20 protein-coding genes and 1 tRNA gene are annotated in these 16802 nt (G+C 73.6%); 13 read left to right on the top strand and 8 right to left on the bottom strand.

Going from position 1 to position 16802, the window contains the following annotated elements; all coding sequences use genetic code 11:
• Positions 1-361: 361 nt before the first annotated feature.
• The 3 genes from ACGF7U_RS31215 to ACGF7U_RS31205 all read left to right on the top strand — a co-directional run bounded on the left by ACGF7U_RS31215 (position 362) and on the right by ACGF7U_RS31205 (position 2763).
• Positions 362-898, top strand: a complete 537-nt coding sequence (locus ACGF7U_RS31215) for a kinase (protein WP_393112862.1) — start codon at positions 362-364, stop codon at positions 896-898.
• Between the two features lie 56 nt (positions 899-954).
• A complete protein-coding gene (locus tag ACGF7U_RS31210; protein WP_393112860.1) occupies positions 955-1794 on the top strand; it encodes an alpha/beta fold hydrolase in 840 nt (279 codons plus the stop codon).
• Positions 1795-1971: 177 nt separating this feature from the next.
• Positions 1972-2763: a sulfite exporter TauE/SafE family protein gene (locus ACGF7U_RS31205; RefSeq protein WP_393112858.1), complete on the top strand. Its 792-nt coding sequence runs from the start codon at positions 1972-1974 to the stop codon at positions 2761-2763.
• A gap of 110 nt (positions 2764-2873) precedes the next feature.
• On the opposite strand, the gene ACGF7U_RS31200 is transcribed toward ACGF7U_RS31205, so the two are convergent.
• Complete coding sequence (locus tag ACGF7U_RS31200) at positions 2874-3122, bottom strand: flavin reductase (RefSeq protein ID WP_393112857.1); 249 nt, start codon at positions 3120-3122, stop codon at positions 2874-2876.
• Entirely contained in the window at positions 3119-3517 is a 399-nt protein-coding gene (locus tag ACGF7U_RS31195) for a hypothetical protein (protein WP_393112855.1), read from the bottom strand. The genes ACGF7U_RS31200 and ACGF7U_RS31195 overlap by 4 nt, the downstream gene beginning before the upstream one ends.
• 229 nt (positions 3518-3746) lie before the next feature.
• Here ACGF7U_RS31195 and ACGF7U_RS31190 point away from each other — a divergent pair, with 229 nt between their 5' ends.
• Together ACGF7U_RS31190 and ACGF7U_RS31185 are read left to right on the top strand one after the other, a co-directional pair.
• Positions 3747-4514: a Scr1 family TA system antitoxin-like transcriptional regulator gene (locus tag ACGF7U_RS31190; protein WP_393112853.1), complete on the top strand. Its 768-nt coding sequence runs from the start codon at positions 3747-3749 to the stop codon at positions 4512-4514.
• Positions 4505-4696, top strand: a complete 192-nt coding sequence (locus ACGF7U_RS31185) for a DUF397 domain-containing protein (RefSeq protein ID WP_393112851.1) — start codon at positions 4505-4507, stop codon at positions 4694-4696. The genes ACGF7U_RS31190 and ACGF7U_RS31185 overlap by 10 nt, the downstream gene beginning before the upstream one ends.
• A 124-nt stretch (positions 4697-4820) precedes the next feature.
• Here the strand turns inward: ACGF7U_RS31185 and ACGF7U_RS31180 are convergent, their stop codons facing one another.
• Both ACGF7U_RS31180 and ACGF7U_RS31175 read right to left on the bottom strand, forming a co-directional pair.
• On the bottom strand, positions 4821-5387 hold the full coding sequence (locus tag ACGF7U_RS31180) for a YdeI family protein (RefSeq protein WP_393112849.1): 567 nt from the start codon (positions 5385-5387) through the stop codon (positions 4821-4823).
• Positions 5388-5393: 6 nt separating this feature from the next.
• A complete protein-coding gene (locus ACGF7U_RS31175; protein ID WP_393112847.1) occupies positions 5394-5804 on the bottom strand; it encodes a VOC family protein in 411 nt (136 codons plus the stop codon).
• 62 nt (positions 5805-5866) lie between these two features.
• On the opposite strand from ACGF7U_RS31175, the gene ACGF7U_RS31170 reads away from it, so the two are divergent.
• The 3 genes from ACGF7U_RS31170 to ACGF7U_RS31160 all read left to right on the top strand — a co-directional run bounded on the left by ACGF7U_RS31170 (position 5867) and on the right by ACGF7U_RS31160 (position 8196).
• Entirely contained in the window at positions 5867-6832 is a 966-nt protein-coding gene (locus ACGF7U_RS31170; RefSeq protein WP_393112845.1) for a helix-turn-helix transcriptional regulator, read from the top strand.
• Between the two features lie 222 nt (positions 6833-7054).
• Complete coding sequence (locus tag ACGF7U_RS31165; protein WP_393112843.1) at positions 7055-7669, top strand: hypothetical protein; 615 nt, start codon at positions 7055-7057, stop codon at positions 7667-7669.
• Positions 7670-7701: 32 nt separating this feature from the next.
• A complete protein-coding gene (locus tag ACGF7U_RS31160) occupies positions 7702-8196 on the top strand; it encodes a hypothetical protein (protein ID WP_393112866.1) in 495 nt (164 codons plus the stop codon).
• A 162-nt stretch (positions 8197-8358) separates the two neighbouring features.
• Here the strand turns inward: ACGF7U_RS31160 and ACGF7U_RS31155 are convergent, their stop codons facing one another.
• Positions 8359-9648: a hypothetical protein gene (locus ACGF7U_RS31155; RefSeq protein WP_393112841.1), complete on the bottom strand. Its 1290-nt coding sequence runs from the start codon at positions 9646-9648 to the stop codon at positions 8359-8361.
• A 10-nt stretch (positions 9649-9658) separates the two neighbouring features.
• Positions 9659-10171: a SigE family RNA polymerase sigma factor gene (locus ACGF7U_RS31150; RefSeq protein WP_393112839.1), complete on the bottom strand. Its 513-nt coding sequence runs from the start codon at positions 10169-10171 to the stop codon at positions 9659-9661.
• A 194-nt stretch (positions 10172-10365) separates the two neighbouring features.
• Between ACGF7U_RS31150 and ACGF7U_RS31145 the strand changes: the two genes are divergently transcribed.
• Both ACGF7U_RS31145 and ACGF7U_RS31140 read left to right on the top strand, forming a co-directional pair.
• Positions 10366-13857 (top strand): S8 family serine peptidase, encoded by a 3492-nt coding sequence (locus ACGF7U_RS31145; RefSeq protein WP_393112837.1) that lies wholly within the window; start codon positions 10366-10368, stop codon positions 13855-13857.
• A 115-nt stretch (positions 13858-13972) separates the two neighbouring features.
• Positions 13973-14524 carry a hypothetical protein gene (locus ACGF7U_RS31140; RefSeq protein WP_393112835.1) on the top strand — a complete coding sequence of 184 codons (552 nt, stop codon included), beginning with the start codon at positions 13973-13975 and terminating at the stop codon, positions 14522-14524.
• A 104-nt stretch (positions 14525-14628) separates the two neighbouring features.
• Here ACGF7U_RS31140 and ACGF7U_RS31135 read toward each other — a convergent pair whose 3' ends face one another.
• The gene (locus ACGF7U_RS31135; RefSeq protein WP_393112833.1) at positions 14629-14847 is read right to left on the bottom strand and encodes a hypothetical protein; all 219 of its coding nucleotides are present in this window, start codon (positions 14845-14847) and stop codon (positions 14629-14631) included.
• On the opposite strand from ACGF7U_RS31135, the gene ACGF7U_RS31130 reads away from it, so the two are divergent.
• The gene (locus tag ACGF7U_RS31130; RefSeq protein WP_393112831.1) at positions 14846-15604 is read left to right on the top strand and encodes a hypothetical protein; all 759 of its coding nucleotides are present in this window, start codon (positions 14846-14848) and stop codon (positions 15602-15604) included. The two genes, ACGF7U_RS31135 and ACGF7U_RS31130, sit on opposite strands and share 2 nt — an antisense overlap.
• Positions 15605-15642: 38 nt before the next feature.
• Positions 15643-15822 (top strand): hypothetical protein, encoded by a 180-nt coding sequence (locus ACGF7U_RS31125; protein WP_393112829.1) that lies wholly within the window; start codon positions 15643-15645, stop codon positions 15820-15822.
• 82 nt (positions 15823-15904) lie between these two features.
• On the opposite strand, the gene ACGF7U_RS31120 is transcribed toward ACGF7U_RS31125, so the two are convergent.
• Positions 15905-15991 (bottom strand) — tRNA-Ser (locus tag ACGF7U_RS31120).
• A 75-nt stretch (positions 15992-16066) separates the two neighbouring features.
• Here ACGF7U_RS31120 and deoD point away from each other — a divergent pair.
• Positions 16067-16774 carry a purine-nucleoside phosphorylase gene (gene deoD / locus ACGF7U_RS31115; protein ID WP_393112827.1) on the top strand — a complete coding sequence of 236 codons (708 nt, stop codon included), beginning with the start codon at positions 16067-16069 and terminating at the stop codon, positions 16772-16774.
• Positions 16775-16802 lie beyond the last annotated feature (28 nt).

The raw sequence follows: 16802 nt of genomic DNA, 5'->3' as shown, positions 1-16802 counted from the left end.
TCAGCCCCCGCCATCCCCGCCGGAACCCCTGGTCAGCGGGGGTGACGACGCCCTGACCTGAGGCGATAAACAAGTTCGAATCTCGTATCCTCCGCTCTCCTGAGCAGGAAGAACGACAGGGTCGGCCCCCACGGGGACCGGCCCTTCGTCGTACGGCGGCCCGGTTGTCGGCTCGTTCGTGCCGCCGGTGGGGAGCAACCCCCGTGACCGCGGGGCCTACGCTCCTCCGGGCAAGCGACGACTCCGGCAACCCGGCCTCCCGGCTGGGTGCCGCGTGGCGAGAGGACGCCAGTTTGTCATCCCCTCGGTCCAGCCTCACCCGGCCGGACTCCCCTCATCCGCGCCTGCCGGGAGCCTCGGCGTGAACCCGGGCATCATCCTCTACGGCCCACCGGCCGTCGGGAAGGACACCATCACCCGGTGCCTGGAGGCGCTGCACGAGCGGTACGCCCTGTTTCCGCGCCTCAAGGCCGGACGGGGGCGGACGAACGGCTACCGGGCGACCACCCCGGCCGAGATCGAGGAGCTGCGCCGGCGGGGCGACGTCCTCTGGGAGGACCAGCGGCAGGGCGCCACCTACGCCATCGACCGGTCCCGGCTCACGGCGAGGCTGGCCGAGCACGTTCCCGTGGTCCACCTCGGCCAGGTCGGGGGCATCGACGCCGTCACCGGCGCCATCCCCGACACCCGCTGGGTCGTCGTCTTCGTGTGGTGCCCCCGGGAGATGGTCGAGGTGCGGCTGAGAAACCGCGGCATCGAGGACCCGGCCGAAGCGCTGCGGGCGTGGGACGCCGCCCCGCTCATCTCGGACAGGGCCGACCTGACCATCAACACCCTCCTGTACGACCCGGAGGACGCGGCCCGACAGATCCACGAGTACGTAACCGCCATCGGCTAGGAACGGCGGATGGCGGCCCCTGGTTCCGGCGAATCCCAGGTGAGAGGGTCTATGCCATGCCCTCCTTCTCCGCCTCCGACGGAACCCGGCTCTCCTACCGCACGGCCGGAGACGGCGACCCGCTCGTCTGCCTGCCCGGAGGCCCCATGCAGGACTCCGTCTACCTGGGCGACCTCGGCGGCCTGTCCCGGCGCCGCCGGCTGGTCGTCCTCGACCTGCGCGGCACGGGACGGTCGGCGATCCCCGAGGACACCTCCTCGTACCGCTGCGACCGCCTGGTCGACGACGTCGAGGCCCTGCGCGAACACCTCGGGCTCGACCGGGTGGACCTGCTCGGCCACTCCGCCGGCGCGAACCTCGCGACGCTGTACGCGGTCCGACACCCGCGGCGCGTCGGCAAGCTGGCCCTGATCACGCCCAGCACCTTCGCCGTCGGCATCGCGGTCACCGGGGAGACGCGACGCGAGACGGCACGACTCCGGCAGGACGAGCCGTGGTTTCCGGCGGCGTTCGCGGCGCTGGAGGCGATCACCAACAACCGGGCCGACGACGCCGACTGGGAGGCCATCGCCCCCTTCCGCCACGGCCGGTGGGACGCGGCCGCGAGGGGCCGGCACGCGGCCCAGGGCTCGCAGACGAACCAGGAGGCCGCCGGCATCTTCGCCGCCGAGGGCGCCTTCTGCCCCGAGACGATCCGCGCGGCCCTGGCCACCCACCAGAACTCCGTCCTGCTGCTGGCCGGGGAGTTCGACGTCAACAGCCCGCCCCGTTCCGTGATCGAGTTCGCCGGTCTCTTTCCGCACGCCTCGCTCGCCGTGCAGCCGGGCGCGGGCCACTTCCCGTGGCACGACGACGCCGACCTGTTCGTGGAAACCGTCACGGCATTCCTGAACTGACGGGTTGGGGGGCCGGCCGGGGCGTGGGACGGCTGGCGCTCGGCCGAGGTGATCTCTGACGCACGTCGGTCGACCGGCGGGGCGCGGACCCTACGCTGGCACCCGCATTCGACAGCGAGGTAACCGGGCGGCGGCGACCTGAGGGCGACGACCGGCCCGGGGAAAGCGCGGACACAAATGAACACGATGCTGAACGCCGCCGAGGGGCTGGCCGTGCTGGCCGCCGGGGTCGCGGCGGGCGCCATCAACGCGGTGGTGGGCTCGGGCACGCTGGTGACCTTCCCGGTGCTGCTGTCGCTGGGCTATCCGCCGGTGGTGGCGAACGTGTCGAACACGGTCGGGCTGGTGCCGGGGTCGTTCTCCGGGGCGTACGCCTATCGGCACGATCTGGCCGGGCACCGCGGGCTGCTGGCGCGGCTGGGCGTCGCCGGCGTGCTCGGTGGGCTGACGGGCGGCGTACTGCTGCTGCGTCTGCCGCCGGGGGCGTTCCGGGCGATCGTGCCGGCGCTGATCATCGTGGCGCTGGTGCTGGTGGTGGCACAGCCGCGACTGGCCCGGGCCCTGGCCCGCCGCCGGCAGGATGCGGGGGAAGCCCCGCCGGCCGGCGGGGAGGTCCGGCGGGTCGGGCCGCTCCTGCTCCTCGGCGTGTTCGCGACCGGGGTGTACGGCGGCTACTTCGGCGCCGCCCAGGGCGTGCTGCTGCTGGGGCTGCTCGGTGTGCTGCTCTCCACCGACCTGCGCTGGGTCAACGGGGTGAAGAACGTGCTCGCCGGGCTGGTGAACGGGGTCGCGGCGGTGTTGTTCGTCGCCCTCGGCACGGTGGCGTGGCAGCCGGCCCTGCTGATCGCCGCCGGTTCCGTGGTGGGTGGGCTGGTCGGCGGCCGCTGGGGACGCCGGCTGCCGCCGGTGGCGTTGCGCGCCGCGATCGTGGTCGTCGGGCTCGCCGCCCTGGTCAACCTGCTGGCCTGAGCCGCGCGCCGCACCACGGGCCGCCGGCCGTCGCCGCACGCACGGGCTGGTCAGCCCCACGCGCCGCACGCACGGGCTGGTCAGCCCCACGCGCCGCAGGCACGGATTGGTCAGCCGCGCGCGCGGGCCCAGGTGATGAAGCGGTCGGCCAGGCCGGCGGGGTCGACGCCGGGGTCGAGCCGGGCGAGTTGCTCGGCGGCCTCGGCCAGGAGGGTCGCCAGGTAGACGGTCAACGCCGCCTGGTCGTGGCGGTACTCGCCGAGCAGCCGCAGCTTCGCCGCCGAGCAGGGCCAGGCGATGCCACACGCCCGGCAGCGCCAGGTCGGCCGGGTCGGGACGTGCTCGCGGCGTCGACTCACGGCCGGGCCGCCGCCGCTCCGGCGGGCCCCGCACCGCCGGCCACCGGCCCGGCCGACTCGGCGACGACCGGCCCCACCGGTTCGGGGCCGGCGGAGAGCACCCTGGCCCGGTCGACGCGGACGAAGGCGAAGCGCGCGCGGGAGCGCAGGGCGCCGTCCGGGGTGACCTCGTGGCCGCGTACCTCGGCCCAGACCCGTCCCTCGAACGGGCCGACGCTCAGCACCTCGGTGATCCGGAGGGTCAGCGGCCCCTCGCCGAAGCGGTACGCGTCGTCCGGCACGCGGATCGTCGCGCCCACGGTCAGGGGCGTCCGCGGCTCGCGGTGGGGCGTGGTCGGGGTCGGTTGGCGCTGGTCGGCGACGGGGTCGGGGCCGGGCGGGCGACGGGTCGGCACGGGCGGGACCTCCTCCGGGAGCGCGACGCGAGGTGCGCGACGAGCGGGCTGGAGGGGGCCGCCCCGCCCTCCCCGCCGGGGCGGCCCCACGACTGGCGCGACCGCCGGGCTCCCTCGCCTCCACCGGCCACGCCGCCTTCGTCACCCCAACTTGCCGGTAGTGAGCAGACAGGTACACCGCGTGCATATATGGTCGCCAGATATTTGGGACATCCGATGGGAGGAGCCCGTGAACGACGCGCTGCGGGTCGCGCTCAGCGACACCGGGCACACGACCGAATCCCTCGCCGAGAAGGTCGGCGTCGACCCGAAGACGGTCGGGCGCTGGCTGACCGAGGACCGTATCCCGCATCCCCGGCACCGGCTGGCGGCGGCGGAGGCCCTCCACCGGGACGTGTCGGACATCTGGCCGGACACTTCGAGACGTCGTGACCCGATCTGGTTCCGTCCGTGGCAGGAGATCGAGCGCGAGGCGGTGTCGCTGCGGTCGTACGAGTCGGTGGTGTTGCCCGGGCTGCTCCAGACCGAGGCGTACGCCCGTGCCGTGCTGACCGGCGGCGGCCTGTTCCCCCGGGGCGACGTGGAGCGGCACCTGGCGGCCCGGCTCGCCCGCCAGGGCATCCTCCGGCAGGACGAGCCGCCGCAGTTCACGGCCGTCGTCGACGAGGCGGTGCTGCGCCGGCCGGTCGGCGGGCCGGCCACCATGCGCGAGCAGCTCCGGGCCATCGTCACCGCCTGCGCGGAGCCGCACATCCGGGTGCACGTCGTGCCGTCGTCGGTCGGGGCCTACGCGGGGCTGAACGGGCCGTTCGTCATCGCCAACAGCCACGACCACCGGATCGCCGGCTATCTCGACAACCAACTCCAGGGACAAGTGGTTAGCGACCCCGCCGACATCGCCGCCATGATGGCTGCGTGGGAGAACGTGCGCGGCGAGGCGCTGACCCACTGGCAGTCTGTCGATCTCATCACGGAAGTGGCGGAGACATGGAGCTGAACGGCGCGCGGTGGCGCAAGAGCAGCCGCAGCAGCGGCAACGGCGGCAACTGCGTCGAGGTGGCGGACAACCTGCCCGGCGTCGTCGCCGTGCGGGACTCGAAGGACCCGGCCGGCCCGGCGCTCGCCTTCACCCCCACGGCGTGGCGCGCCTTCGTCGCCGGGGTCGCCCGGCGCCCCTGAGCGGGCGGCCCCCCCCGAGCGGGCAGCCCCCCGCGCAGACGGCCACCCACGCAGACGGCCCCCCGAGCGGACGGGCCCCCGCGCGGGCGGCCCCCGCACGGACGGACCTCCGAGCGGGCGGGGCCTACCCGTCGAGGGCGGTCGCGCCCTCCAGGGTCGCCATCGCCCGCCGCAGCGCGCCGGCCCGCCCCGCCGCCGTGCGCGCCTTGAGCAGCGGCAGGAAGACGGCGTACCGGGCGCTGCGGCTCAGCGCCTCGTACGCGGCGCGGGCGCGGTCGTTGCCCGCCAGGGCCGCGGCCAGGTCGTCGGGCACGGCGGCGGCGCGCTGCGGCGCGTACGCCGCCGCCCAGCGGCCGTCGGCCTTCGCGGCCGCGACCTGGGCGCGGCCAGCGGGGCGCATCCGCCCGGCCGCCTCCAGCGCGGCCACACGCTCCACATTGACCTGCGACCACGGGCTGCCCGGCCGGCGCGGGGAGAAGCGCTGGAGGAAGCGCGTCGCGTCGAGGCGGCGGCGGTGGCTGTCGATCCAGCCGTGGCAGATGGCCACGTCACCGGCCTGGGCCGCCGTCATCCCCGCCGCGCCCTTCTTGGCGATCGTCAGCCAGACGGCGGAGCGGCTCCCGCCGTGCTCGGCGAGCCACCGGTCCCACTCGTCGATGTCCGCGAAGCAGATGGTCTCGGCGTCGTCCATCCAGGCTCAGCCTCTTCCGGACACGATCTCGACGTAGTGCGGGTTGTACATGACGCCCAGCAGGTTGCCGAACGGGTCGACCACCGTGGCGGTCACGAAGCCGCTGCCCCGGTCCTGCGGCCGCTCGTGCTCGGTGGCGCCCATGGCGAGCAGCCGCGCGAACATGCCGTGCACGTCGTCGACGTGCCAGTACAGGACGACGCCGCCCGGCCCGGACGCCGTGCCCGGCGGCCGGTAGCGGCTGTCGATCAGCCCCAGCTCGTCCCGGTCGTCGCCGAGCCGCCATTCCGCGTAGCCGTCGCGCAGGAAGTACGGCTCGAAGCCGATCAGGTCCGTGTACCAGTCTTTGGCGGCCTGCCAGTCCGCGGCCCAGTAGCTGACGTTCGCCATGCCGCGCAGTTTCGGTGTCTCGGTCATGACCCCACGCTAGGAGGGGTTGAGGAACATCAGGTTCCTCAACCTTCGGCAGAATCGGAGAAATGCTGGAAACCTCGGTACGCCTCCTGCGGCTGCTCGCCCTCCTGCAACAGCGGCGCGAGTGGTCCGGCGCCGACCTCGCGGCGCGGCTGGAGGTCACCGCCCGGACCATCCGCAACGACGTCGACCGGCTCCGCCGGCTCGGCTACCAGATCGACTCGGCCACCGGCCCGACCGGGGGCTACCGCCTGGGCGCCGGCACCGCGCTGCCGCCGCTGCTGCTCGACGACGACGAGGCGGTGGCGGTCGCGGTGGGGCTGCGGGCGGCCGCGGCGGGCACGGTCACCGGCATCGAGGAAGTGTCGCTGCGGGCGCTGACCAAGCTGGAGCGGACGCTGCCGAAGCGGTTGCGGCCGCGCGTCGACGCCCTGCGCGCCGCGACGGTCTCGGCGGCCGGCGGCGGCCCCACCGTCGACGCCGACACGCTGAGCACCGTCGCGGCGGCCGCGCACGGGCACGAACGGCTGCGGTTCGAGTACGCCGGCCACGACGGGCGCACCAGCGTGCGCGACGTGGAGCCGCACACGCTCGTCTACACCGGTCGCCGCTGGTACCTGCTGGCCTGGGACACCGACCGGCGGGACTGGCGCACCTTCCGCGCGGACCGGCTGCGGCCGCTGCCGCCGGCCGGGCCACGGTTCGTGCCGCGCGAGCCGCCCGGCGGCGACGCCGCGGCGCACGTGCTGCGCGGGGTGCGGTCGCTGGTCTGGCCGTACCGGGCGCGGATCCGCTTCCAGGCGCCCGCCTCGGTGGTGGCCGAGCGCAGCACCATCACCTCGGGTGAGGTGATCCCGCTCGACGACGCGACGTGCGAACTGGTCACCGGCACCGACTCGCTGCACGACCTGGCCACCTACCTGAGCAAGTTCGACGTCCCGTTCACGGTCCTGGACCCGCCGGAACTCCGCGACCTCCTGCGTACCCTCGCCACCCGCTACCTCGCCGCCCTCCCCACCCAACCCACCTAACCCACCCACCCTGCCACCGCCCACCCCGCCCCGGCGATCTTGCACGTCGCGCCCGGGCAAAAGCCGTTCACCGCCCGAAACGAGGGCCGAAAGTGCAAGATCGCGGGGGCGTGGTCGGCGGTTCACACCGTGGTGGAGGGTTCGGTACGGTCTCGGGAGCGGCGGGAGCGGGATCGTCGTACACATGTTCCATCCACAGGCTGTGGACGGCGGAGGGCGCGGATGAGTTACCAGCTCAGCGCGGTCGTCGCGGACGCCGAGCTGCTCCGCGAGCAGACCGCCGACCTCGACCACGCGGTCCTCGGCGAGCTGCGCCAGGACTTCGCACTGCTGCCGGTCACCCCGCAACTGGTCGAGGAGCTGACCGGGGCGCTGCCCGACTTCTCGACGGCGGAACGGTCGCCGGAGGAGCCCTTCCACCTCGTACTCTCGGCCGCCCTCACCGCGACCCTCGCGCGCTGGTCCCGGTCGGGCCCGGTGGCGTACCTGGAGGCCGAGTTCGCCGGGGGCGCCGGCTACCAGTCGGCGGTGGTGTGGCTCGGCGGCGGGGTGAGCTGGGGGCCGCGCGTCGACCGCCTCTTCGACGGGCCGCGGCCGGAGTGGCCGCTGAACGCCGCGCTCACCCGGATCGGCGTCGAGCCCGGCGCGTGGATCGACCCGTTCGCCGAGCTGGGCCTGCACGTCGAGCGGAACACCGCCGGGTGGCTGGCGCACGGCCGCCGCCGGCTGAGCGCCGACTACTGGGACGAGCTGGCCGAGGAGTGGGAAAGCCGGCAATCTGGGGACGAGCAGCAACCTGAGCGCTCCGGTCCCGTTGGGGACTGGGGGATTCCATGAAATTGCGACAATTCGGCTTTATCGCGACGCTGCTGACTGCTGCCTCGATCGCGGGCAGCGGCGCGCGCCCGTCGTGGCCCGAAGTGGACGGTCGGCCCGCCGGGGCCGTCGAGGTGGTCGACCTGAACGGGCTGCGCAACGTCGAGTTCGGCGACACCGAGGACGAGCTGACCCGGCGGGGCATCCTGCGTACCGACGTCGACGCCTGCGGCCCGTCACTCGCCGGGCACGACACCACCAGCCCGATCTTCGTCGACGACCGGCTGGTGCTGCTCTGGCTGGGCGACGCGACGCGCACCCCGGAGGGGGTCACCGCGGGCAGCCCGGTCGAGGAGGTCTGGGCCCGCTACCCGTCCCTGCGCGAGCTGGACGCTCCACGCGGAACGCACCGGTTCGACGGACTGCTCGCCCGGCAGGGCGACCGCGCGTACCTCTTCCTGCACGACGGGCGCTCGGTCCGAAAGATCATCGTCGGGTACGCCGACTGGGCGCAGCGTCTCTTCGACGAGGGCCACAGCCCCTGCTGAACCCGGCCACATCCCCTGCTGGACCCGGCCAGTCACCTGCTGACGGCGCGGCGACGGCATCGCGCGGGCCGGCCGTTCCGACGCCCGGGCACCGCCGGGATCGGGAGACGCCCGGCCGGTCCACGCGGATCGACCGGGCGTTCCCGCCGCTGCCGGACTCCGTCACCCGCAGCGCCAGACGACGGCCTGGATCGTGCCCGACGCGTCGTCCGACTGCCCGCCGATCGTGCGCCCGTCGTCGCTCACCGTCGTCGCGATGGTGGACAGGCCGTCCGGCCGGCCGGCGGTCAGCCCCGGAAGCACCACCGTGGCGGCGTCGGTGACGAGCACCGCGCGCCCCTGCTTGTCGGTGCCGAGCAGCCAGCCCTGCGCGTTCACCGTGCCCGCCTGAACCTGCAACTCGCCGAACACGCGCACCTCGCCGGTGCGGACGTTCCACCGGACCACCCGCACCGGGTTCTCGCGATCGGTGCCCCGGCCCGCGGCGCCCGACGGGTCCGCCTTCGGGCGCGTCCCCGCGCGGTCGAGGGCGCCGGCCACCCCGGTCGCCCAGCCGTTCCGGATGGCGAAGACCCGGCTGCCCGGGTTCTGCACCCCGTCGATGCGTGGCGTCGGAAGCTCGCGGTGGGTGCCGTCGGGGAACCAGACGTACGCCTGCCCCCCGCTGACGTTGCCGACCACCGTGCCGTCCTCGTCGATGTCGCCGGCCGTGACCTCCGACGCGCCGGCGGGCAGCGGCAGCCGGATCGGCTGCGCGGTCGCCGACGGCCAGACCAGCGCGGCGCGGCCGCTGTCGTCGTCGCCCACGATGGCCCCGGCGTCGTTGATCGCGTAGGCGGATCCGCGCCGCACTCCCGGCAGCTCCGAGACCCGGCCGTCGCGGTAGACGTACGGGACCGGGCCGGTGTCCGCCTCGCTGCCCCCGGCGTAGCTCCAGCCGACCGCCGTACCCGTCGAGTTCACGTCCTCCAGCAACTCCTCGTCGCCGCCGGGCAGCATCACCTTGCGGGCCTGACCGTCGTGCCAGATGACCGCCTGGTAGCCGCCGGCCTTCGGGTACGAGCGCCCGACGAGGTACCGGCCGCTGGGGTCGGCGCCGCTGACCAGCGCCATCGGCGCGTTGTCCGGGGCGGGCAGCCGTTCGAGCGCGCAGCCGGTGGGCGGGGTCGCCGCCGGCGCCCGCCAGCCGGGGGTGCCCGGGATCGTGTACGCCGGGACGGTGGCGCGCGGCGCACCGGTCGCCGCGGTGTGCGCCGGGGCCTGCTCGAAAACCCCTGCGATGACCGACGTGCCGGCGACGGCGAGCGCGGTCACGGCCGCGGCGCCCGCGTACCCGACGCGGCGCCGGACCCGGCGGCGGCGTCCGGCGGCGATCGCGCGCCCGATGTCCACGGTGGAGGGGGAATGCGGTTCGTCGTCGAGCGACCGCAGCAGATCGAGTTCGGATGACATCATCGGCTCCTCAGTTCACGGCGGAGAAGGTCGCGAGCTCCCGCTCACCGAGCAGGCGCCGCAGCGTGGCCAGCCCTCGGGACGTCTGGCTCTTGACGGTGCCGGACGAGCAGCCGAGCATCTCGGCCACCTCGTCGACCGGCAGGTCGTGGTAGAACCGCAGCACCAGCACGGCCCGCTGCCGGCGGGGCACCTGGCTCAGCGCCGCCCGGACGACCTGGCGCTCCTCGACGCCGTCGTCCTCGAACGGCGGCGGCTCGGGCGCCTCGCGGAACAACCGGACCCGCGCCCACGCCAGCCGTCGCTCGTTCAGGTACGTGCGCACCAGCATGGTCCGCACGTACGCGTCGAGCCGGTCGGCGGCCCGCGCCCGGCGCCACTTCACGTACAGCGTGGTGATGGTCTGCTGGACCAGGTCGTCGGCGCGATGCTCGTCGCCGGCCAGGAGGTACGCCAACCGCCGCAGCGCGGGAATCCGCGCCGAGACGTAGTCGACGTACTCCTGCTCCGAAACATCGCGCATCGCCTGTCCCTCCGTCGGGTCGCCACCCCTCAGACGAGAGCGGGCGACCGCCCGGTTGTCACGCCCCACGAACTGATCCGAGGCCGGGCTGGCCACCGCGTGTCGCGCCGCGCCGGCCGCGCTCGATCCGCCGATCCGGCGGTTCGGGCAACCCGGTGGGCACCCGAGCCTCTCTAAGGGGCGTGAATGTCTCGATGGATGGACCAAGGAAACGCGGCCGCGTTCGCCGGCTGATGCTCGGGCTGCCCGCCGTCGCGGTGCTGCTGGCGTCGCTGACGGTCACCGGCGTGGGCGTCGCGGGGGAAGCGAGCGGCGCGACCGGCCCGGCGGACGCCGCCACACCGTCGCTGCTGCCGGCCGGGCGGACCTACACGGTGACGCTGTTGACCGGGGACGTGGTAACCGTACGGGGAACGTCGTCCGGCTGCCCGGCGGTGACCGTGCGCCCCGCCGCCGAGAGCGGCGTGCTGAGGCGCAGTTGCGGCCCCGACGGGCACGTACGGGTCGTCCCGGCCCGGGTGGCGTCGATGGTCGGTCCGGTGCTGGACCCGGCCCTGTTCGACGTGACCGCGCTGATCCTCGACGGGTACGACGACGGGCGCACGAAGCACCTGCCGCTCATCGTCCGTCCCGGCGGGCAGGCACGGGGGCTGACGACCGACCCGCTCGTCGCGGGCCTCGCCGGGGCCCGGACGTTGCCGAGCATCGCGGCGGTCTCGGGTCGCCGCCCGAAGGCGACCGGCACGGACCTCGTCCGGTCGTTGTCGGCCCGCTCGGCAGCGGTGCGCTCGTCCGGCCCGGCGCCGAAGGTGTGGCTGGACCGGCGGGTACGCGCCACCCTCGCGCCCGCGGCCGGCGCCGAGCGGCGGGAGCCCGCCTCCCGCACGCCCGCGACCACCGAGCGGTGGGACCGCAACCTGCGCCAGGTCGCGGCGCCGCAGGCGTGGGACGCCGGGTACACCGGCGAGGGCGCCCGGGTCGCGGTGCTGGACACCGGCGTCGACGCCACCCACCCGGACCTGACGGGACGCATCGCGGAGAAGAAGGACTTCACCGTCGACGGCGGCGACGCGGGCGACCGGGTCGGCCACGGCACCCACGTGGCGGCCACGATCGCGGGCACCGGCGCGGCCTCGGGCGGCACGCGCCGGGGCGTGGCGCCGGGCGCGCGCCTCGTCGTGGGCAAGGTCCTCGACGACAACGGCGAGGGCACCGACTCGCAGGTCATCGCCGGGATGGAATGGGCGGCGAGCCGAGCCCCGGTGGTGAACATGAGCCTCGGCGGCTGGGCGCCGAGCGACGGCAGCGACCCGCTGTCGCTCGCGCTCGACGCGCTGTCCCGGCAGACCGGCGCGCTGTTCGTGGTCGCGGCCGGCAACTCCGGCTCCGCCGACCGCACCGTGTCCTCGCCGGGGGCCGCCGCGACCGCGCTCACCGTCGGCGCCGTGGACGACGGTGACCGGCTCGCCGACTTCTCCAGCCGCGGACCACTGGTCGACACCCACGTCGCGAAGCCCGAACTGGTCGCGCCGGGAGTGGAGATCGTCGCGGCCCGCGCGGCCGGTACCACCATGGGTCGGGCCGTCGACGCACGCTACGTCGCCGCCTCCGGCACGTCGATGGCCACCCCGCACGTCGCCGGCGCGGCCGCCATCCTGGCCCAGCGCCACCCCGGCTGGCGGGCCGAGCAGCTCAAGGCCGCACTGGTCGGCGCGGCCGATCGGATCGCCGACGGTGACGCGTACGCGAGCGGCGCCGGGCGGCTCAACGTGGCCCGGCCGTTGTCCGGCGTCGTCAGCGCCCAGCCGGTGGTCCACCTCGGCACCTTCGCCCACCCGCAGTCCGGCACGGCGGAGACGAAGCTGGCGTGGGTCAACACCGGAACCGGCCCGGCGGCGGTCACCCTCGACGTGGCGGTGACCGACCGTCACGGCGTTCCCGCGCCGGCCGGCGCCGCCACCCTGTCGGCCGGTCAGGTGGCACTCGCCGCCGGTGCCGGCGGCGGCGTCACGCTGCGCGTCGACCACGCCGCGTTCGCGGCCCGTCCCGGCCTGTACACGGCCGTGGTCACGGCCCGCGCCGGCGGTGCCGTGGCGGCGCGTACGCCGGTGACGTTCTTCGTGGAGCCACCCAGCCACGACCTCACCGTCGCCACGACCGCGATCCCGGGCGCTCCGGACGCGGCGATGAAGTGGGTCGACGTGACGGTGGTGAACCTCGACGACCGGGCCGTGTACGCCCGGCTCGAGTCCGGTGAGCCCGGCGACACGTTGAGCTTCCGGGTGCCCGCCGGCCGGTACAGCGTCATGGCCTCGTTCGTGTCGTGGGCGGAGGGCGACGAACGCGCGGTCCTGGCCGGCGATCCGGACGTGGACGTCGCGGGCGACACGCCGCTGCGGCTCGACCTGTCCCGGGCCCGCCGACTCGCGGCGAGCGTCGACGGCGTCGCCACCGAGGCCAACTCGATCGGCCTCACCTACGTGCAGATGCCCCGGCGCGGCCCCGGCTGGAGCGACTTCGCCTTCGCCTGGGGCGACGCGGCCAGAGCGGGCAACGTGCTCGTGGTGCCGAACAGCGGGACCGGCCTCGGCACGTTCCAGACGTACGCGTCCTTCGGTCTCGACGCGCCGGGGAACGGGCAGAGCCCGTACCTCTACGACCTCGTCCGCCCGTTCGGCAACGGGATCCCGGACGATCCGACGTACCGGGTGACCGCCGCCGAGCACGCCACCCTGGCCCGGATCGACCAGCGCTTCCACAAGCTCGACGCGCCGGAGTTCGACACCGACCACAAGCGGTACGGGATCAGCCCGGACGGGGTGTTCATCGCCGAGAACACCACCCGCCGGCTCTCCGGCGACCGCACCGACTACGTGTCGTCCGGCTACGCCTGGTTGGACGAGGCGTTCTGGAAGGGGACGGTCACCCAGGAGGGGACGCGGCGGTACGCGCCGGGCAGCCGGCAGGAGAAGGTGTGGGTCCGGCAGCCGCTGCGCTCCGACTGGTACGACGACCCGGCCGGCTCGCCGAGCGGATGTCAGCCCCTCGCGCCGGGGCGCACCAGCGGCAACCTGCACGTCGAACTCGTCACGCTGACCGACCAGCACGGCCGGTTCGACTGCCTCGCGGACGGCGTCGACCTCGACATCGACCGCACGCTCACCCTCCAGCGTGACGGGCAGACCGTGGGCAGGGTGGAGGACGCGGTCGCGGACTTCAGCGTCCCGCGGCGGGCCGCCGACTACCGGCTGACCTACGACATCGACACCAGCGCCGTCCTGCCGGTGTCCACCAGGGTCACCACCTCCTGGACCTTCCGGTCGGCCGGCCCCAAGGGCACCGGCACCGTCCCGCTGCCGCTGTTGTCGGTGGACTACGCCCTGCCGCTGGACGCGGCCAACCACCCCACGTCCGGCACGGCGACCTTCACCGTGCGCCAGGCGCACGGCGTCCGGCCGCAGGCCATCACCTCCTTCACGCTGGCCGCCTCCCTCGACGGCGGCGCCAGCTGGCAGCCCGTACGGGTCGACCGAACCACCGACGGCACGTACCAGGCCCGGCTGCCTCAACCTGAGGCCGGCGGGACGGTCTCGCTGCGGGTGGCGGCGCAGGGCGACGCCGGCAGCGGCATCGAGCAGACCGTCATCGGCGCGTACCGGGCCGGTCAGCCCCAGCCGACGGGCTGACACGTGTACGTGCTCCTCGCCGACCGTGTCGGCGAGGAGCACGTCCGTGCCGCCGGGGGCGGTCACCGGCATCGCCTGAGGCATGGGTGGCCGAGCGTCGGGTAACCGCCCGGGCATGGCGCGGTACACGAAGCCCGAACTGCGGGAGCAGGTCAAGGAAGAGATCATGGCTTCCGACAAGGGCGGCAGGCCGGGGCAGTGGTCGGCGCGCAAGTCGCAGCTACTCACCAAGGAATACCAGCGGCGCGGCGGGGGCTACCAGGGCCCGAAGGACGAGCGGCAGAAGTCCCTCCAGCACTGGGGCAGCGAGGACTGGCAGACCAAGGAGGGTGGCACCCGCGCGCGGCGCGGCGGCGAGACGAGCCGTTACCTGCCGAAGAAGGCATGGGAGCAGCTCTCCGAGGATGAGCGGCGCGCGACGGACGCCAAGAAGCGCCGGGAATCTAAGTCCGGCAAACAGTTCGTCGCCAACACCGAGCCGGCCAAACGGGCACGCCGGGACGCCACGTCCGTCGCGCGGCTGTCGGAGCTGCCGGTCGCCGAGGCGGTCAAGCTGGTGCGGGGCCTCGACACCGGCCAGCTCAGGGCGGCGCTGCGGCGCGAGCGCGACGGCAAGGGCCGCAAGACGCTCATCCAGCGGCTGGAGTCGGAGCTGGACCGGCGCTGACCGGCGTCCGAGCTGTCGCGCCCGGCGCGCGAGGGTCGTCTGCAGCAGCGCTCGGCGCCCGCCGGGCTCGACCGGGCGGGCGCCGACGAGGACGCTGCCGAGGATCATTCCCACGGCGTACGCGGCGAGGGCGCGGCTCGACCAGACGGCCGTCGCCGGTCCGGGCCCAGCAGGTCGCCGTACCAGGCCGGGAGCATCGCCAGCACCGGCGACACGGCCAGGTTGCTCCATGCCCCGAAGGCGAGCAGGTAGCGCAGCCCGCCGAACCCTCGCGAAAGCGTGATGTCACGAACGTCGGAGCGCGGTGCTAGCTTGCGCCGCATGAGCATCAGCGAAAAGGTCGCGGCGCTTCGCGAGGCCGCCGAGATGAACGATGCAGAGGCGGCTCGCGAACTCGGTCGGCTGATGTGCCTGGTTCCACAGGACCCGAAGGCCCGAGGGCAGGTCGAAGCCTTCGATTTCGACGTGACGTGGCCCGCCGAGCCCTGGTTGCGTGCTGCTACCTCCGCGCGCGCTGAGGACGGGCTGGCAAAAAAGCTGCTGGCCGGTGTGCTGATTCGCCAGATTGCGTATTGGCAGAGCGTTGACCAAATAGGCAGTCCGGATGTGGACGGAGCTGAGTTGGCGGCTGCCAACAACCGTCGGCAGGCCGAGGCGGAGCGCCTCTACTCTGATGTCCTGAGAGCGAATCCCGACGACCGCACGGCCCGCGCCGGGCTCAACGCGCTGCTCGAAGCGAATGTGATCGTGGACGACTATCCGACGGAAGAAGGTTTCTCCTTCTACCGTGTCGAAAACGAGCTGTGGAGCGGATCGGTCTGCACCTTGGAGCGCCTCGTCGTGACTGATCCCGACGAGCTGCGCTGGGCGTGCGACGCCTGGCTGGGATTGGACCCTGACTGGCCGGTTGGCGACCTGACCCTCGTCGTATACCGCCACGGAACGGAGACTGACAGGATCTCGCTGGCTGAGCACTTCGACGAGACGATGGACTGGAGCGCCGTCACGATTCCGCCACTGGCCGGCGAGATATTACCGGTTGAACACATGTGCTACGGGTACACGATGGAGGCGGGCTAGCCCCATCGCCGTCCATTCGGGCGGAAAACGAGAATGGCTTGTCGCACTTTTCGGGAGACCTGATCACCTGGCTGCCGGGAAGCTACGTCAAGTACAACAACGCGACATCGAAGCCGCAGGACCTGTCCTACGACAGGCACACCCGATGGCTGTGGAACATGTTCGAGACGCCCCGCAAGCGCCTCGTGTACGCCCGCAGCATCGACCAACTCGCGTAGCAGGTCGGCCAACCAACTGGCCACAAGCGGAACGCCCGGTGCGATCCTCGCGGATCGACCGGGCGTTCTCGCTGTTCACGAGCGGTGGCGGCGGGATTTGAACCCGCGGAGGGCGTAAACCCTCACACGCTTTCGAGGCGTGCTCCTTAGGCCACTCGGACACGCCACCGCCGACGAGGGTACAGGACCGCGGGTCTGGATGCCGAACCGGTATCCCCGCCTCCGGCCTGGCAGGATCCTTGCCATGAGTACGCACATCGGCGCGAAGCCGGGAGAGATCGCCGAGCGGGTCCTGATGCCGGGCGACCCGCTGCGGGCCAAGTGGATCGCGGAGACCTACCTCGAGGACGCCCGGTGCTACTCGACGGTCCGGGGCATGCTGGGCTTCACCGGCCGCTGGAACGGCGTCGAGGTCTCCGTCCAGGGCTCCGGCATGGGCATGCCCTCCGCCTCCATCTACGCCCACGAGCTGGTCAACGAGTACGGCGTGAAGACGCTGATCCGGGTGGGCTCCTGCGGCGCCCTCTCCGAGGACCTGCGGCTGCGCGACGTGATCGCGGCGATCGGCTCGTCCACCGACTCGAACATGAACCGGATGCGCTTCGACGGGCTGATCGACTACGCCCCGGTCGCGGACTTCGGGCTGCTGCGCACGTCGGTCGAGGTGGCCGAGCGGCGCGGCATCAGCATGCGGGTCGGGCCGATCCTGGCGGCGGACGCCTTCTACACCGACCGCCCGGACCTCTACGACACGCTCGCCGACTACGGCGTGCTGGCGGTGGAGATGGAGTCGGCGGCGCTCTACACGATCGCCGCCCGGTTCAAGGCCCGCGCGCTGACCGTGCTGACCGTCAGCGACCACATCAAGACCGGCGAGAAGACCACCTCCGAGGAGCGCGAGCAGACCTTCAGCCAGATGGTCGAGATCGCCCTGGACACGATCATCGCCTGATCCCTCGTCGGCTGCCGCCGCCCCGCCG

Origin of the sequence: Micromonospora sp. NPDC047670 (genome assembly GCF_043204915.1) — a bacterium.
In the GTDB taxonomy this organism is placed as follows: Bacteria; Actinomycetota; Actinomycetes; order Mycobacteriales; family Micromonosporaceae; genus Micromonospora.
This window is presented reverse-complemented; position numbering and strand designations above follow the sequence as displayed.

What these genes read in the sequence shown, in the direction of transcription:
- ACGF7U_RS31210 (WP_393112860.1), top strand. Translation starts at nt 955, where the DNA reads ATGCCCTCCTTCTCCGCCTCCGACGGAACCCGGCTCTCCTACCGCACG.
- ACGF7U_RS31205 (WP_393112858.1), top strand. Translation starts at nt 1,972, where the DNA reads ATGAACACGATGCTGAACGCCGCCGAGGGGCTGGCCGTGCTGGCCGCC.
- ACGF7U_RS31185 (WP_393112851.1), top strand. Translation starts at nt 4,505, where the DNA reads ATGGAGCTGAACGGCGCGCGGTGGCGCAAGAGCAGCCGCAGCAGCGGC.
- ACGF7U_RS31180 (WP_393112849.1), bottom strand. Translation starts at nt 5,387, where the DNA reads ATGGACGACGCCGAGACCATCTGCTTCGCGGACATCGACGAGTGGGAC.
- ACGF7U_RS31175 (WP_393112847.1), bottom strand. Translation starts at nt 5,804, where the DNA reads ATGACCGAGACACCGAAACTGCGCGGCATGGCGAACGTCAGCTACTGG.
- ACGF7U_RS31170 (WP_393112845.1), top strand. Translation starts at nt 5,867, where the DNA reads ATGCTGGAAACCTCGGTACGCCTCCTGCGGCTGCTCGCCCTCCTGCAA.
- ACGF7U_RS31165 (WP_393112843.1), top strand. Translation starts at nt 7,055, where the DNA reads ATGAGTTACCAGCTCAGCGCGGTCGTCGCGGACGCCGAGCTGCTCCGC.
- ACGF7U_RS31155 (WP_393112841.1), bottom strand. Translation starts at nt 9,648, where the DNA reads ATGTCATCCGAACTCGATCTGCTGCGGTCGCTCGACGACGAACCGCAT.
- ACGF7U_RS31150 (WP_393112839.1), bottom strand. Translation starts at nt 10,171, where the DNA reads ATGCGCGATGTTTCGGAGCAGGAGTACGTCGACTACGTCTCGGCGCGG.
- ACGF7U_RS31145 (WP_393112837.1), top strand. Translation starts at nt 10,366, where the DNA reads ATGGATGGACCAAGGAAACGCGGCCGCGTTCGCCGGCTGATGCTCGGG.
- ACGF7U_RS31140 (WP_393112835.1), top strand. Translation starts at nt 13,973, where the DNA reads ATGGCGCGGTACACGAAGCCCGAACTGCGGGAGCAGGTCAAGGAAGAG.
- ACGF7U_RS31130 (WP_393112831.1), top strand. Translation starts at nt 14,846, where the DNA reads ATGAGCATCAGCGAAAAGGTCGCGGCGCTTCGCGAGGCCGCCGAGATG.
- ACGF7U_RS31135 (WP_393112833.1), bottom strand. Translation starts at nt 14,847, where the DNA reads ATGCGGCGCAAGCTAGCACCGCGCTCCGACGTTCGTGACATCACGCTT.
- deoD (WP_393112827.1), top strand. Translation starts at nt 16,067, where the DNA reads ATGAGTACGCACATCGGCGCGAAGCCGGGAGAGATCGCCGAGCGGGTC.